We start from the raw sequence: 13676 nt of genomic DNA, 5'->3' as shown, positions 1-13676 counted from the left end.
CCCAGGCCGGGTCCGGCGGAACCCGAACCCGGCAACGCGGCGGCCGCCCCTACCGTCGAGCGGGGGCGGCCCCGCACCTCTTCGAACGCCACCGATCCACGGAGCCCCCGTTGACCGCCCACCCTGTGACCGACGGCTTGAGCGACGACGAGCGGACCCTGCTGGCCGCCCTCGCCCATCTGCCGGCCTTCTTCGACATGCCCAACGCCGTCGCAGCGACCCGCACCCCGGCCCACCTGGCCGAGACCCTGGTGCGCTCCCTCACCGCCCGGGGACTGCTGACCACCGTCCCCGGCAGGAGCACCCTGCACACCCTGGAGCGCGCCGCCGCCGCCGAGGCCCGCGGCCTCACCCCGCCGAAGAACGGCGCCCAGGTCCTCGGGCGCTACCTAGACGCCCAGCTCGACACCGTCGAGCAGGCCGCCCGCCTGCTCAGCCCCGGCCACCGGCCGCGCGGAGGACGAACTCGCCACCAGCCCTGCCAGGCCCGGCAGCTGACCTCAGCCCAGGACGCCCACGCCTGGATGGAGGCGACGATCGCTTACCTGCCCGTCGTGCTCGTCACCGCCCTGGAAGCCCGCGAGGCGGCTGCCGCCCTCGCCCTCGTCACCGCCCTCACCGGGCACGAGTACCTGTCCCGTGAACGCGACCTGTACGTCTCCGTCCACACGCTGGGCTTGTCGGCGGCCAAGGAGTGCCAGGACCAGGCCGCCGAGCACGCCATGCTCCAGGTCTTGGCCGCGGACTACCTCGACAGGGGCCACTACGACCTGGCGATCACCCACCTGCAACAGGCCCTCGCCCTCGCCACCGCCGGTGGCGATGCGGCCAGCGTCGCCCGGCACACCCACGGTATCGGCGCCTGCCACCACGCCGCCGGCCGGTGGTCCGCCGCCACAACCTACCTGGAGGAGGCCCGGAAACTGCTGCGCCCCCTCGGCCGCACCGAGGACCTGGTCCTCGACCTGCTCCTCCTGGGCTCCGCCCGCACCGAACTGGACGACCCCGCCGCCGCCATCGAGCTGCTGGAAGAAGCCCTGCAGCTCCTGCGCACCCTTCCAAAGCTCGACCCGGTGACCACCGGGCGTGCCCTGGGCTACCTCGGCGAAGCCCACTCGGTGGCCGGCGGCCGACCCGAGGCCACCGCCCGCATCTCCCAAGCGCTGCACGAGTTCTCGGGAGCCGGAGCGCACCACTGGACCGCGTGGGCGATGGAACTGCACGGAAAGGCATACCGGCGCGCCCGGGACGAGGTCGGCGCCGCGATCTGGTTCAACGCCTCGCACGCCGTGTACCAGGCGCTCGGACGCCCGGCGGACGCCCGGCGCCTGGCCCAGCGGCTGAACGGAGCCGAGGACCGGTGACGGACGACGAAGCCGCTTCCGTGCGGCAGGTCGAGGCGGCGATGGCACTGGCAGCGGAGCGGTTCGAGGCGGCCGTCGCCGCCGCGCCGGAACCGACCGGCTGGTCGACGCTGTACGTCGACACCTTCCGCCTCTTCGCCAGCGGCTCTCCGCGCCGGCTGACCTGCCGGCAGCTGGGGATCGCGCCCGACTCCCTGCGGTGGCGGATGAGACGGATCTACGGCCGCCTCGGCACGCGCACCCCGTTGACGGCCGCGTTGGTCGGGCTGGCGCACCGCATCGTCCCACCCGAGGACGTCGCCCCGTGGTGGCCGCAGCCACCCGCCCTGACCAACCAGGAGACCTGCGCCCTGCTGCTGGCCGCGTCGGGCCTGGACCGCTGCCAGGCCGCACGCCACCTCGGCCGCACCCTCGACGCACACGCGCACCGCCTCCGGCGGCTCCACCGAAAGCTCGGCGTCTCCAGCACGTTCGACGGCGTCGTCGCCGCAGCCGTCAACGGCGCGATCGCCCTGCCCCGGGTACCGCGCCGGCAACCGCCACCGTCTTCGGTAGAGGTCGACAGCCTGCCCTCGGACACCGGCCGGGACCACCTTCTCCACCCAGCACATGAAGGACCTCGATGACCAGTTCCTTGCCCAGTCTCCTGCTCACGGCCGAGGCGCCGGACCCTGCCGACACCGCCCGGCAGGCGCTCACCGACGCGGCCCTGGACCAGGGGTTCGACCCGGACGGCGCCGAGTTGCTGCACGACGCCAGGAACTGGGTCTTCCGCCTGCCCAACAGCGGCGTGGTCGGCAAGGTCCACAGCCGCTCCACCCACTACTCCGACGTGGTGCGCCAGGCCCGTACAGCGGATGCCCTGCTGGCCGCCAGCTTCCCCACCGCCGCTCCGGTCGGACGCATCAGCGTGGCCCACGGCCACCTGGTCGACTTCACCGAGGACCTAGACGAGTAGTTCCGAAGTCGGTTGGGTTTCCTGGTTCTGCTTCGGACGTGGAGGGAGGGTGTCCAGCATTCGGGTTGTGACGACCGAAGAGCTGGACACCCTCCTGACGGCACTCTACGTGCAGATCGATGATCATCTGCCCCGAACGCGATGGCTGGGGCGCCCGCCGCGACTGACGGACTCCGAGCTGGTCTGCCTGGCCGTCGCCCAGGCCCTGCTCGGCTTCCACTCCGAAGCCCGCTGGATCCGCTTCGCCCGAGCCCACCTGCGCGGCATGTTCCCCCACCTGCCCGAACGCCCCGGCTACAACAAGCGCCTACGCGCCGCGCGCCCGTTGCTCCAGCAGGCCGTCCGCGAGCTGGCCCGGGCCACCGACCTATGGGCCGACCCGGTCTGGGTCACGGACTCCACACCCGTGGAGTGCGGCCGCTCCCGCGACACCGTCCGCCGCTCGGCACTGGCCGGATGGGCCGGCTACGGCTACAGCCGCTCGCACTCGCGCTGGTTCTGGGGCCTGAAGCTGCACCTGGTCTGCACCCCGGCAGGGCTGCCCGTCACCTGGGCCCTGGCCAGCCCGAAGGTCGACGAGCGCGAGGTGCTGGCCGCACTCGTCGAGACCGAACCCGATCTCGTGCGCGAGCGGCCCGGCCTGCTGATCCTCGCCGACAAGGGCTACGTCTCCGCGGAACTCGACCGCTTCCTGGAACAGTTCGGGGCCCAGCTGTTGCGGCCGTCCTACCGCAACCGGACCCCACGCGCCGGCGAAGGGCTGCTGAAATCCGTCCGCCAGCTGATCGAGTCCGTGAACGACACCTTGAAGGGACAACTCGGACTCGAACAGCATGGCGGCCGCACCATCGAAGGCGTCGGCGCCCGCGTCGGCCAGCGACTGCTGGCGATGACCTGCGCGATCTGGCACAACCGGGCCACCGGCCACCCCGTCACCCGATCACTCATCGCCTACGACCACTGACTCACTTCGGAACTACTCGTCTAGGGCCGGAGCACCCCAGCGAGCGCCAGCACGGCGCTCTCTTGCGCCGCTTGCACCTCCTCCCGCGACTGGCCGGGGTCGACGTCGTCCACGTGGACAAGGTCGCCCGCGCGTACGCGCGTCTGGACCGACTGCGCCCGAGCGCCGTCTCCGACAGCAGTCGTACCGGTCTGCGCCGCCTCCTCACCACCGCCGCCGACGCCTACCACCAGGCCCCCCGGTGCGAACTCTGCCTGACGCACAACGACATCACCGTCACCAACGCCGCCCTTCCCAAGGACGGGCACCCAGCGCTCCTCGACCTGGAGACCTTCGGCCTCGGCGACCCCGCCTGGGACCAAGCCGCCAGCGCCGTCGCCCGCGACGTCTTCGGCAAAGACCCCCAGGAGCACGAGGATTGGGTGGGCGGGTACGGCTACGACATCGCCGCAGCCGACCCGAGGCTGTACGAGCTGCTGGTACCGATCATCGGCATCAACTCGGCCCTGTTCTACCTCGACTGGGCCGACCGGATCCGCCCCGAGGCCCGTCCCGAGGCGGAACTGCGGCTGGAGACCCTCCTGCAAGGCCGGCCGCTCCCCTGGGGGTGGGCGCCGTTCTACATCGTCAAGGAGCCGACGCCCGCTGACACGACCCGGCGCGCCTCGTGACGGCCGCCAACACCGCCGCGGGCGAGAACATGCCCGGTCGGAGCGAGAACAGCTTGGCCACCGCGGCCCGGTACCTCCCGGCGGCCCCGTTCAGAGCACCACTCGGCGCAGCGCCGGACCGTACCCCGGCCAGCCGCCGGGGCACGGTCCGGCCGTCCTGGCGGCGGGCCGTGCGCCGGCTCGTTCTGGCGCTGGCGCTGCTACCGCTGCTGACCGCCCCGGCGCCCCCGGCCCGCGGCCGCATGGTCCACGGGACGGTGTTCTCCAAGAACATCAGCACAATCCACGTCCGCCCGGGCGAGCTGTTCTCGCTGCACTGGCGCCTCGCCGTGACCCCCGGCATGGACCACCGGCCCACGACCCCGCTGCCCGCCCCGGACGTGCTCGTCTTCGTCGGAGCCGACGAAGTACCGCCCCACGGATGGATCGAGACCGCCGGCGACGGCGGCGACCTCTACCTGGTCTTCAAGGCCCAGCACCGCGGCACCACCGCCCTGAACATCGCGAACTGCTTCAACTGCTGGGTGGGGTACGGCAGTTCCTACCACGAGCGCAACACCTACCAGATCGTGGTCGGGTAGCCGCGATGTCCCCGCTCGCAGTGCCGGCGACTCGGGTCCGCCCTGGCTCAGCCAGGACGGCGGGAACCGCGCCGAGGCAACCGCCCGGACCGGGTTCCCCCCTGTCCAGCCGCACGCCCCGCTGGGGTGGATCCCTGTCCGCGCTGTGGCGAACCCCGCTGCCGACCGCCATGGGCGGGGCTGCGGCGGGCGCCCCGCCGCTCCGGGCCGCCGCTGTCAGTGGCGCGTGGGACAGTGCCCGTGCCATTCGGCAACAGCGTTGCAAATATGACCAGTTGACGCGATTCACCGGATCGTGTGGTGTCCGCCGGGACACGCCGACACAGGCCCGCAGCGCCGCCTACGGTGAGACGTCCGCAAGCGCACTCACGTACGACGGTCGATCACTCAGCCGATCGCTGCTCCGCCATGCCCGGATGCGGGCGGCTGTCCCAACCGTGGCCGCGCCCGTCTCCCGAGGAAGGAGAAGTTCCGTGTCGCACACCCTGGTGGTGGGGGTTCACCTGGTGCTGATCGAGGAAGGCAAGGTGCTGCTGGGGAAACGCACCGGAACCTCGTTCGCCCAGGGATGCTGGCACGCCCCAGCGGGCCACCTTGAGGCCGGGGAGTCGGTGCTGCGCGGCATGGCCCGGGAGGCCGAGGAGGAACTCGGGATCCTGATCCGCGAGGAGGACCTTCACCTCGTCCACACCCTGCACCATCTGGACGCCGACGACGGCCTGGGGCGGCTGCAGCTGTTCTTCACCGCCCGCACGTACACCGGCCCGGTCAGCAACCAGGAGCCCGACAAGTGCTCGGAGTTGAGGTACTGGCCGCTGGAGGCGCTGCCGGATCCGATCGTCGCCTACACGTCCGCAGCCCTCGCCGAGATCGCCGCCGGCCGCCCGCTGTCCGTCTTCGGCTGGCCGACGGCGGGAACGGCTACCGGCCCGGGGCGGGCGGTGTCCGCGACGGCCACAGGGAGTCCGGAGAGCCGACTGGTGATCGTCCGGGGGAACTCCGCCTCGGGCAAGTCTTCGATCGCGGCCGGGCTCCGGGAGGCGTTCGGGCGGGGCCTGGCGATCGTCGGCCAGGACAACCTGCGCCGGGTCGTGCTGCGCGAACACGACCGGCACGGCGGCGCGAACATCGGCCTGATCGACACCACCGCCCGCTACGCGCTGGACGCCGGCTACCACGTCGTCGTCGAGGGCATCCTGTCCACCGAACGCTACGGCCCCATGCTCGGGCGCCTGGTGGCCGACCACCGCGGCACCACCCGCTGCTACTACCTCGACGTCCCCTTCGAGGAGACCCTGCGCCGCCACGCCACCAAGCCCGACCCACAGCTCCAGGCGGCCGTCACCGCCGACACCCTGCGCGGCTGGTACCGCGAGCGCGACCTGCTCCCCGGCGGGATCGAGACCGTGATCGGGGCCGACAGCACCCTGGCCGCCACGGTGGAGATGATCATGCGCGACACCGGCCTAGACACCGTGCCCGCCCACGCCGACCAGCACCCTTCCGATCCCAGCCTGCCCAGTGTTTAAGCCTGTTGACGAAGGAGCCACGTTTGCCGCCGCCCACCGACGCCGTCGCCGCCCTCACCCGCACCTACCTGGAGCGCTACCCCGCCGAGCGCGACCGGCTGCAACCACTGCTCACCGCACCGGATCCAGGCGGCGGCAGGAGCCTGGACCCGCACGTCACGTCCAGCGCGGTCGTCATCAACCGCGACCTGCAGGTCCTGCACATCCGGCCCGGGCCCGACGGGTCGACGCCTTGTGCCGGCGGCCGGGGGGAGGACGCCGGCGCCGGTCTGCTGGCCGCCGCGCTGCGCGAGGCCGAGAGGGCCGGCATCCCGCCCGGGGCCTTGTGCCTGGTCCCGCAGCTCCTCGACGGGGCCGTCGACATCGACGTGCAGGACGTCGCCCCGAACCCCGGCACGGGCGAGGGCGTCCACCGGCACTACGACGTCCGCTTCGCCTTCTACCTCGCCGACACCGCGGCCTCCGGGGCCGCGCCGCGGGCCCAGGACGCCGACGGCTTCCAGTGGCGGCCCTTCGACGAGGTCGACTCCCCGTCGCTGCGCGCCAAGCTGCGCGCCGCGGGCCTGGACGGGAAGCCGGAGCCGGTGAACGCCTCGGTGCTGATCCACGACGGCTTCGGCCGCTACCTGCTGCACCTGCGCGACGACTTCGACCACATCTGGGCCCCGGGCGAGTTCAGCCTCCTCGGCGGCGGCGCGGAGGCCGGCGACGGCAGCCTGGAAGGGACGCTCCGCCGTGAACTCGCCGAGGAGGTGCCGGGGTTGCGCCTCGGGCAGGTGGAACCGCTCACCGTCGAGTGGACGACCGGGGCGAACGACTTGGCGGTGCCGATCCAGATCTTCGCCGCGCAGTGGCGAGGCGACCCGCGGGAGGCGGACCTGCGCGAGGGCGTCCTGCTGCACTGGTTCGGCCTTGAGGACCTGCACCGGCTGCGGCTGCGCGCCTCCACCGGGCAGCTGATCCGCGACCACCATGCCGCTGTGCTCCGCCGCGTGCAGCAGGACGCCGGGCAGCGCGCTGCCGTCGTCCTGGACGGGCGGGGCCGGGCCGCGCAGGAGAGCGCCGCAGGACGGTCCGGCGCAGCGCGGCCGGACACAGGAGTCGGCGACAGTTGGACGACGCTCTCGTCGAGCGTCGAGTTCGCGGGCGCGCGGCTGGCAGTGCGCCGCGACTCGGTGCGGCGTCCCGACGGGAGCGTGGGGACGTACGAGTACACCCAGTCCCGGGACGGGGTGCGCGTCGTGGCGCTCGACGACCGGGGCCGGATCGCCCTGGTGGAGGAGTACGTCTACGCCTGCGGCCGACGCCTGCTTTTGTGCCCCGGCGGCGGATGCGAGGCGGACGAGGAACCGCGGGACGCCGCCCTGCGGGAACTCGCGGAGGAAGCCGGCGTCCGCGCCGCCGAGGTCGAGCTGCTGACAAGGATGTGGCGGATGCCCGCGGGCGCGCGAACCCTCGAACACCTCTACCTCGCCCGGGGACTGAGCGTCGGCGCGCACCACCGGGAGGCCAGCGAGGCGGACATGACGCTGCGCTGGGTCGCTCTGGAGGAAGCGGTGCAGATGTGCGGCGATGGCCGGATCACCGAGGCCGGCACCCTCGCGGCCGTCCTGCTGGCCGCGCAGCGCACCACCGCCCGGTCCGCCCCGGCCGCCACCGGTGCCGGCATGACCCGTCGAGGAAGGCAGGGCACCTGATGCGCACCGCGAACAGGCTGGCAGTCAGCGTCATCGTCCACGACAGGACCACCGACAAGATCGCCACCGTCCACTACGGGAAGCGCAGTTGGACGCCGGGGCCGGCGTGGACGATCCCGGGCGGGAAGGTCGAGGCCGGGGAGGAGATCGACGTCGCGGCGGCGCGGGAGCTGCGCGAGGAGACCTCTCTGGTCGTCGCGCCCGCCGATCTGCGCCTGGTCCACACCGTCCAGGTGAAGGAGGGCTGGGACGGGCTCGGCCAGTTCCTGCTGTTCGTGTTCGCGGCCGACGAGTTCACCGGTGAGCTGGTCAACGCCGAGCCGGGCAAGCACCTTCAGGTCCGCTGGGCAGATGCCGGCGCGCTGCCCGGCCCGATGTTCCCGTCGTCGAGGAGCGCACTGGAGGCGTACCTGTCCGGTGGCCCGGCGTTCGCCACCTACGGCTTCGACGGCTCACCCGACTACTACCGGCTCATCGAGTGAGCGGCACCGGACGCCACCGGCGCCCGGCCGCCCCTCCCGAGGCCCTGGCCGACCTCGACCAGCGGGTGCGCGCCGTCGCCGACCGGGTGCCGGTGGTCGAGGAAGGCGTCGCCCGGCTCGGCGACGGCGCCGTGTTCCTCTACCGGACCACCTACAGACCCGACGGGGCCGTGCACCGGGAGCTGGTCCGCGCGGACGCGGCCGGCTGGCCGTTCCCCCCGCCCCCGGCATGAACCACGCCCCGTACTGCCAGGCCGCCGAGCGCCACCTGCGCACCGGTCGGCACGAAGTCCCCGAGCACCCGCTCGGCTGCCTGCGCTGCCCGCCCCAGTGCTCTTGACCGCCACCGCCCAACTGGCCGCCCTCCCCAAGGCGGCCCCCGATGAAGGAGCAAGGCCGTGTCCGACGCCCAACGAGTGGGGCGCGCCGTGTTCTCGGCCGCCGCCGGCGCACTGATCACCCGCGGGGACGGGGAGGTCCTCCTCGTCCACCACGGCCGCTCCCGCACCTGGGTCCTGCCCGGTGGGAAGGCCGAGTGGGGCGAGCCGCCCGCCCGGACCTGCGCCCGCGAGGTCGCGGAGGAACTCGGCGTCCCGGCCGCCGTCGGCCGCCTGCTCGTCTACAACTGGATGACCACCCGCGCGGAGCTGTTCCCCGGCGCCGCCAACGCCGAACACGCCTACCCCTGCCACGTGTTCACCTTCCACGCCACCCTCGCCCCCGGAGCGCAGGAGCGGATCCGCACACCGGAGCGGGAGTTGCTGGGCTGGCACTGGTAGGACCTGGAGGAGGCGTGCGCACCGGGCGTGATGGAGCCCTACAACGCCCTCAACCTGCGCGCGGCCCCCACCGCCTGGCGCGAGGACCGGGGCGCCGCGTACCTCGAATCCTGACCGGCCGGCGGGCACCACAGGCCCGCGGCCTCGACGAAAGGACTGGATGTGACCAGCGGATCCACCACGACCGCCGATCCCGCGGTGTCCGACAGCGAACTACTGCTGTTCGGCGGGCCGATGCGCTACAGCTACGGCTGGGCCAAGCACGAACTCGCCTCCGGGAAGCTCTCGTTCGCCGCGGTGGCCCGGCAGATCCCGCGTTTCCTGCTGCTGGCCGGGCGGATGGCCTGGGCGGCCAGCCCGCGGGCGCTGGTGGTGCTGGTCGTCTCCGAGGTGCTGCGCGGCATCGCGGCGGCGGCCTCGCTGATCGCCGTGAACCGGGCGCTGGCCGCGCTGCTGGCGCCGGGGAGCGTCGGGGAGGTGATGCGGGCGGCGGCACCGGCGGTGGCGGCGGCCGGGGCGCTGGCCGCCGGATCGGCGGTGCTGTCGACGCTGTCGACCTGGGCGGCCGGGCGGCTGGAGCCCGCCGTGTTCCGGCTCGCCACGCTGGAGTTCCTGGAGGTGGTCAGCCGCTCGGAGCTGGCGGCGATCGAAGACCCCGAGTTCCTCGCCGAGGTGGACAGCGCCCGCTGGGGCGCGAGGTCGCTGCAGAACATCGTCGGGCAGGCCACCGCGGTGCTGACCGGCGCGCTCTCGCTGGTCTCGGTCGCCGGGGTGCTGTCCGTGCTGAACCCGCTGCTGCTGGGGATGCTGGTGCTGATCACCGCGCCGCGCGGCTGGGGCGCGGTCGTCACGGCCCGACGTCAGTACGCCTCCACCCGCGCGATGCTCCAGCACAACCGGGCCAGCACCGCCATCGCCGACCTGCTGATCCACCCCTACTCGGGCGCCGAGCAGCGCGTCCACGCCGCCGGGCCGTTCCTGCTGCACCACTACGCCCTGATGTCTGCCGCCGCCGAACACGAGCAGAGCCGCCTCGCCCGCGCCCGGGCCGCCACCGACACGCTCACCGCCGCCCTCGCGGGCCTGGCCACCGTCGGCGCGTTCGCCCTGCTCGGCTGGCTGGTCCTCGACCACGCCGTCCCGCTCGCCTCCGCGTTCACCGCCGTCCTGGCGATCCGCACCGGTGCCGCGGGCATCGCCGGCCTGGTGGAGCGGGTCAACTACCTGTACGAGGAGTCGCTGTTCGTCCGCGACCTCGACCGGCTGCGCACCGAGGGCCGCCGCCGCGCCGTCCCCACCGGCGGCACCCCGCTGCCCGAGACCCCGAAGGCGATCACCGTCGAGGACGTCACCTTCACCTACCCCGGCAAACCGGCCCCCGCCCTCGACCGCGTCACCCTCACCATCCCCGGCGGACAGGTCACCGCCCTGGTCGGCGCCAACGGCTCCGGCAAGTCGACGCTCGCCCACCTGCTGTGCGGGGTCTACCAGCCGCAGACCGGCAGGATCTGCTGGGACGGCATCGACACCGCCGGAGCCGACCGGCACCAGCAGTTCCGCTCCACCGTCCTGCTCGACCAGAACTACCAGCGGTGGCCGTTCACAGCGGAGGCCAACCTGATCCTCGGCCGCCCCGAAGTCCTCCTGCAGCAGGAGCAGTTGGACGCCTCCGCAGACTATGCCGGTCTGCAGCGCGTCCTGGACGGCCTCCCGAACGGCCGGCGAACCCTGCTCGCCAAGGGCTTCGAAGGCGGTGTCACCCTCTCCGGCGGCCAGTGGCAGAGCATCGCGCTCGCCCGCACCCACCTGCGCCTATCCACCCCCGACGCGGACGGCCGCCGCCCCGCCCTGGTCGTCGTCGACGAACCCACCAGCGCGCTCGACCCGGCCGCCGAGATCGAGGCGTTCGACCAAATCCGCCGCCTGCGCGACCTCGGCGCCACCGTCGTCCTGATCACCCACCGCCTCGCCGCCACCGCCAAGGCCGACCACATCGCCGTCCTCGACCACGGCCGCCTCGTCGAACAGGGCACCCACGCCCAGGTCATGGCCGGCGACACCCTCTACGGCCGGATGTACCGGCTCCAGGCCCAGCAGTACGACACCCCCCCCGGCAACCGGACGGATCCCCGACCAGCCCCGCCCGGCCACCGCCCCCTGACACCGTCTGGCGTCCAACCCAGGTCTTCTCTCCGTGCCCATCAGCCCAGTTGGGCCAGACTCATCGGCCGCCCTCACTCCCAGGGCACCTACCTGCTGCCGATCTCCTCGATCCAGTCCGTCACATGGATGACCACACACCCCCAAAGGACGATCCCGGCAAGAAGTCCCGCGAATGCAAGGAGACGCCACCCAGCCCAACCGCCGAACTCTCGCATCGCGCTGCCCTTTCCGTGCGCACCGAACAGGTCACGCGCAGAGCCCGGCGCCGCCAACCGCACTGGTCGTCGGCGCGCTGCAGGTCGGCCTCTCCACCTGGAGCAGCCGCAGCAAGTCGGACGTCACTACCCGGTAAGCGTTGCCCAGCCGGAGGACCGCGACCGGGTACTGACCGGCCTTCGCCAGTCCGTACCCGGTAGAGCGTCCGATCCCGAGCGCGCTGTTCGCCGTGTCGAGGTCGATAGCCGCCGGCAGCGCCAGCAGCTCGTCGACGGTCATCCCGTTGGGTGCAGCCATGGCACTCTCCCAGTCATGATTCGTGCCCCTGTGATGCGAATCGTTGTATCACGGAGTTGCGGCAGCACTTTTATCGGTCATAAAGTGCAGTCATGACCTCTACCTCTTGGTCGGCGCGGCTCACCGCCACGGTCGTCCGCGCGATGCGCCAGGCGCGCACGGAAGCGCACCTCACGATGCCGGCCCTCTCCGAACGCTGCGTCGAACGCGGCCTGCCGGAGATCACCGACCAGACGATCAAGAACCTGGAGTCGGGCCGCCGGAACACCCTCACCCTGACGGACTTCCTCGTCCTGGCGGACTCGCTCGGCGTACCGCCCGTGACCCTCCTCTTCCCGCTCAGCACCACCGAGACCGTGGAGGTCCTCCCCGGCCGGGAGGTCCCGACCTGGGAGGCGCTCGCATGGTTCACCGGCGAGGCCCCCCTCTCCGAAGCGGCTCCACCCGGCAGTGCCCGAGACATTCTGGACACCTTCCGGGCGCATAGCGACCTCGTCGCGGCAGCAAGGGCATCCGCCACCCTGGCCACCGAGCGCCGTCGGGCAGCCAGCACCACGCTAGCCCCAGAGCGCAGAACCGCCCTGCTAGAGCTGGCAGTTGGCTATGAGGAGTATGCGTCGACCGACCGCAAGGAACTTGCTGCCTTCCGGACGCGGATGCGCGAGCAGGGTCTTGTCCCGCCTGCGCTTCCCGATGGTCTCGCGGTCGCAGACCAGGTCGAGAACGAAGCACCTACGACACCACGAGAATGATGGAAACCGCATGAAGGACCCCATACGCAAGATCACCCACAAGGACGGGAGCGTCCGCTACCGGCTGGTAGTGGACATTGGCGTCACACCCGAGGGCAAGCGCAAGCAGCTCACCCGCACCTTCAAGACCAAGAAGGAAGCCGTCGCCGAACTCTCCCGGATTCGGCACGAACTCAAAGTCGGCACGTTCGTAGCACCGAACACCATGACGCTGGACAATCTCCTGGACATCTGGCTGAAGAGCGCGACTCGCGATGTCGAAGAAGGGACAGCCTCGAACTACGTGAGCGCCATGGTGCCGGTCCGGGCACACAGCGGCGCGAAGGAACTCCAGAGCCTCACTGAGGAGGACATCGAATCTCTGATCGACTGGATGCTCACATCCGGCCGCCGCCGCGGAGGGAAACCTGGGACGGGACTCGGCGTCAGGTCGGTCCGGCTCTCGCTGGGGCGCCTTCGCGCTGCGATGAACCTCGCGGTCCGCCGCGGGCTGATGACGCGAAACGTCGCGGAACACGTGACCATCTCACGCGAGGCCAAGAAAAAGGCGGAAGCCAACAAGCCTCCGGAGGTTCCATGGAACGAGAACGAGGTCAAGGCGTTCATCGCGGCTATCCAGCACGACCGCCTTCACGGGGCACTGATGCTAACCATGATCGCCGAACGCCCTGCCGAGGTCTGCGGCGGTCGCTGGGAGGAGGACATCGACCTCGTGAAGGGCACTGTCGCAGTCCAGAACACCCGCACCATCGTCTACGACCGGACACTGGAGAAGGGATCGCGGAACAAGGTCGTGGAGAAGGAGACGAAGACAGAGGCTGGAACGCGCGTCCTCCCCCTGCCCGCCCCCACAATCAAGGCACTCAAGTCCTTCCGCGCCATCCAGGCGGCGGAGAAGCTCGCAGCCGGCCCTCTGTACAACGACTCCGGGTATGTGCTCGTCGACGAGCTAGGCAACCCGCTCAAGACCGACAAGCTCCGCCGCGAGGCGTACCGACTCATGAAGGTCGCCGGCGTACGCCAAGTCCGCCTCTACCTGGCCCGCCATGCCGTCCTCTCCTGGATGGCCAACAACGGAGTGCCCGACACGGTCGTGTCCGCGTGGGCGGGGCACACGGACCTCAGCTTCACGAAGCGGGTGTACGTGCACCCCGACCCGCAGAGCCTCAAGGCGGGTTCGGAGAAGCTGAACGAACTGCTCGGCTGAACAAGATCATTACCGA

Annotated in this window: 14 protein-coding genes and 2 pseudogenes; 15 read left to right on the top strand and 1 reads right to left on the bottom strand. The window is 71.7% G+C overall.

Annotation, left to right across the window (positions count from 1 at the left end; translation table 11 throughout):
- Positions 1–110 precede the first annotated feature (110 nt).
- From BX266_RS26560 to BX266_RS40950, 13 genes and pseudogenes are all read left to right on the top strand, one after another.
- Positions 111–1364 carry a tetratricopeptide repeat protein gene (locus BX266_RS26560; RefSeq protein WP_143686995.1) on the top strand — a complete coding sequence of 418 codons (1254 nt, stop codon included), beginning with the start codon at positions 111–113 and terminating at the stop codon, positions 1362–1364.
- Positions 1361–1990 carry a hypothetical protein gene (locus BX266_RS26555; protein ID WP_099903817.1) on the top strand — a complete coding sequence of 210 codons (630 nt, stop codon included), beginning with the start codon at positions 1361–1363 and terminating at the stop codon, positions 1988–1990. The genes BX266_RS26560 and BX266_RS26555 overlap by 4 nt, the downstream gene beginning before the upstream one ends.
- Positions 1987–2322 (top strand): hypothetical protein, encoded by a 336-nt coding sequence (locus BX266_RS26550; RefSeq protein ID WP_099903815.1) that lies wholly within the window; start codon positions 1987–1989, stop codon positions 2320–2322. The genes BX266_RS26555 and BX266_RS26550 overlap by 4 nt, the downstream gene beginning before the upstream one ends.
- Positions 2323–2389: 67 nt before the next feature.
- Positions 2390–3286 (top strand): IS982 family transposase, encoded by an 897-nt coding sequence (locus BX266_RS26545; protein WP_099899632.1) that lies wholly within the window; start codon positions 2390–2392, stop codon positions 3284–3286.
- A gap of 71 nt (positions 3287–3357) precedes the next feature.
- Complete coding sequence (locus tag BX266_RS26540; protein WP_143686994.1) at positions 3358–3957, top strand: phosphotransferase family protein; 600 nt, start codon at positions 3358–3360, stop codon at positions 3955–3957.
- Positions 3958–4127: 170 nt separating this feature from the next.
- Positions 4128–4538: a hypothetical protein gene (locus BX266_RS38865; RefSeq protein ID WP_180290618.1), complete on the top strand. Its 411-nt coding sequence runs from the start codon at positions 4128–4130 to the stop codon at positions 4536–4538.
- Between the two features lie 5 nt (positions 4539–4543).
- Positions 4544–5362: pseudogene (locus BX266_RS40955) on the top strand (NUDIX domain-containing protein); the annotation flags it as partial.
- A gap of 117 nt (positions 5363–5479) precedes the next feature.
- Positions 5480–6067: an AAA family ATPase gene (locus tag BX266_RS40170; RefSeq protein WP_259465154.1), complete on the top strand. Its 588-nt coding sequence runs from the start codon at positions 5480–5482 to the stop codon at positions 6065–6067.
- A gap of 23 nt (positions 6068–6090) precedes the next feature.
- Complete coding sequence (locus BX266_RS26530; RefSeq protein ID WP_099903810.1) at positions 6091–7764, top strand: NUDIX domain-containing protein; 1674 nt, start codon at positions 6091–6093, stop codon at positions 7762–7764.
- Positions 7764–8246, top strand: coding sequence for an NUDIX domain-containing protein (locus BX266_RS26525; RefSeq protein ID WP_099903808.1), 483 nt, complete (start codon positions 7764–7766; stop codon positions 8244–8246). The genes BX266_RS26530 and BX266_RS26525 overlap by 1 nt, the downstream gene beginning before the upstream one ends.
- The gene (locus tag BX266_RS26520) at positions 8243–8479 is read left to right on the top strand and encodes a hypothetical protein (protein ID WP_099903806.1); all 237 of its coding nucleotides are present in this window, start codon (positions 8243–8245) and stop codon (positions 8477–8479) included. Before BX266_RS26525 ends, BX266_RS26520 begins: the two co-directional genes overlap by 4 nt.
- Positions 8480–8644: 165 nt before the next feature.
- Positions 8645–9025: an NUDIX domain-containing protein gene (locus tag BX266_RS26515; RefSeq protein ID WP_099903804.1), complete on the top strand. Its 381-nt coding sequence runs from the start codon at positions 8645–8647 to the stop codon at positions 9023–9025.
- Between the two features lie 234 nt (positions 9026–9259).
- Positions 9260–10837: pseudogene (locus BX266_RS40950) on the top strand (ATP-binding cassette domain-containing protein); the annotation flags it as partial.
- 597 nt (positions 10838–11434) lie between these two features.
- Here the strand turns inward: BX266_RS40950 and BX266_RS40160 are convergent.
- Complete coding sequence (locus tag BX266_RS40160; protein WP_259465153.1) at positions 11435–11701, bottom strand: helix-turn-helix domain-containing protein; 267 nt, start codon at positions 11699–11701, stop codon at positions 11435–11437.
- A 92-nt stretch (positions 11702–11793) separates the two neighbouring features.
- Between BX266_RS40160 and BX266_RS26505 the strand changes: the two genes are divergently transcribed.
- Both BX266_RS26505 and BX266_RS26500 read left to right on the top strand, forming a co-directional pair.
- Complete coding sequence (locus BX266_RS26505) at positions 11794–12453, top strand: helix-turn-helix domain-containing protein (protein WP_099903800.1); 660 nt, start codon at positions 11794–11796, stop codon at positions 12451–12453.
- 10 nt (positions 12454–12463) lie between these two features.
- Positions 12464–13660 (top strand): tyrosine-type recombinase/integrase, encoded by a 1197-nt coding sequence (locus tag BX266_RS26500; protein ID WP_099903798.1) that lies wholly within the window; start codon positions 12464–12466, stop codon positions 13658–13660.
- Positions 13661–13676: the final 16 nt, after the last annotated feature.

The sequence above is a fragment of the Streptomyces sp. TLI_171 genome (genome assembly GCF_003610255.1).
Lineage (GTDB): Bacteria > Actinomycetota > Actinomycetes > Streptomycetales > Streptomycetaceae > Kitasatospora.
This window is presented reverse-complemented; position numbering and strand designations above follow the sequence as displayed.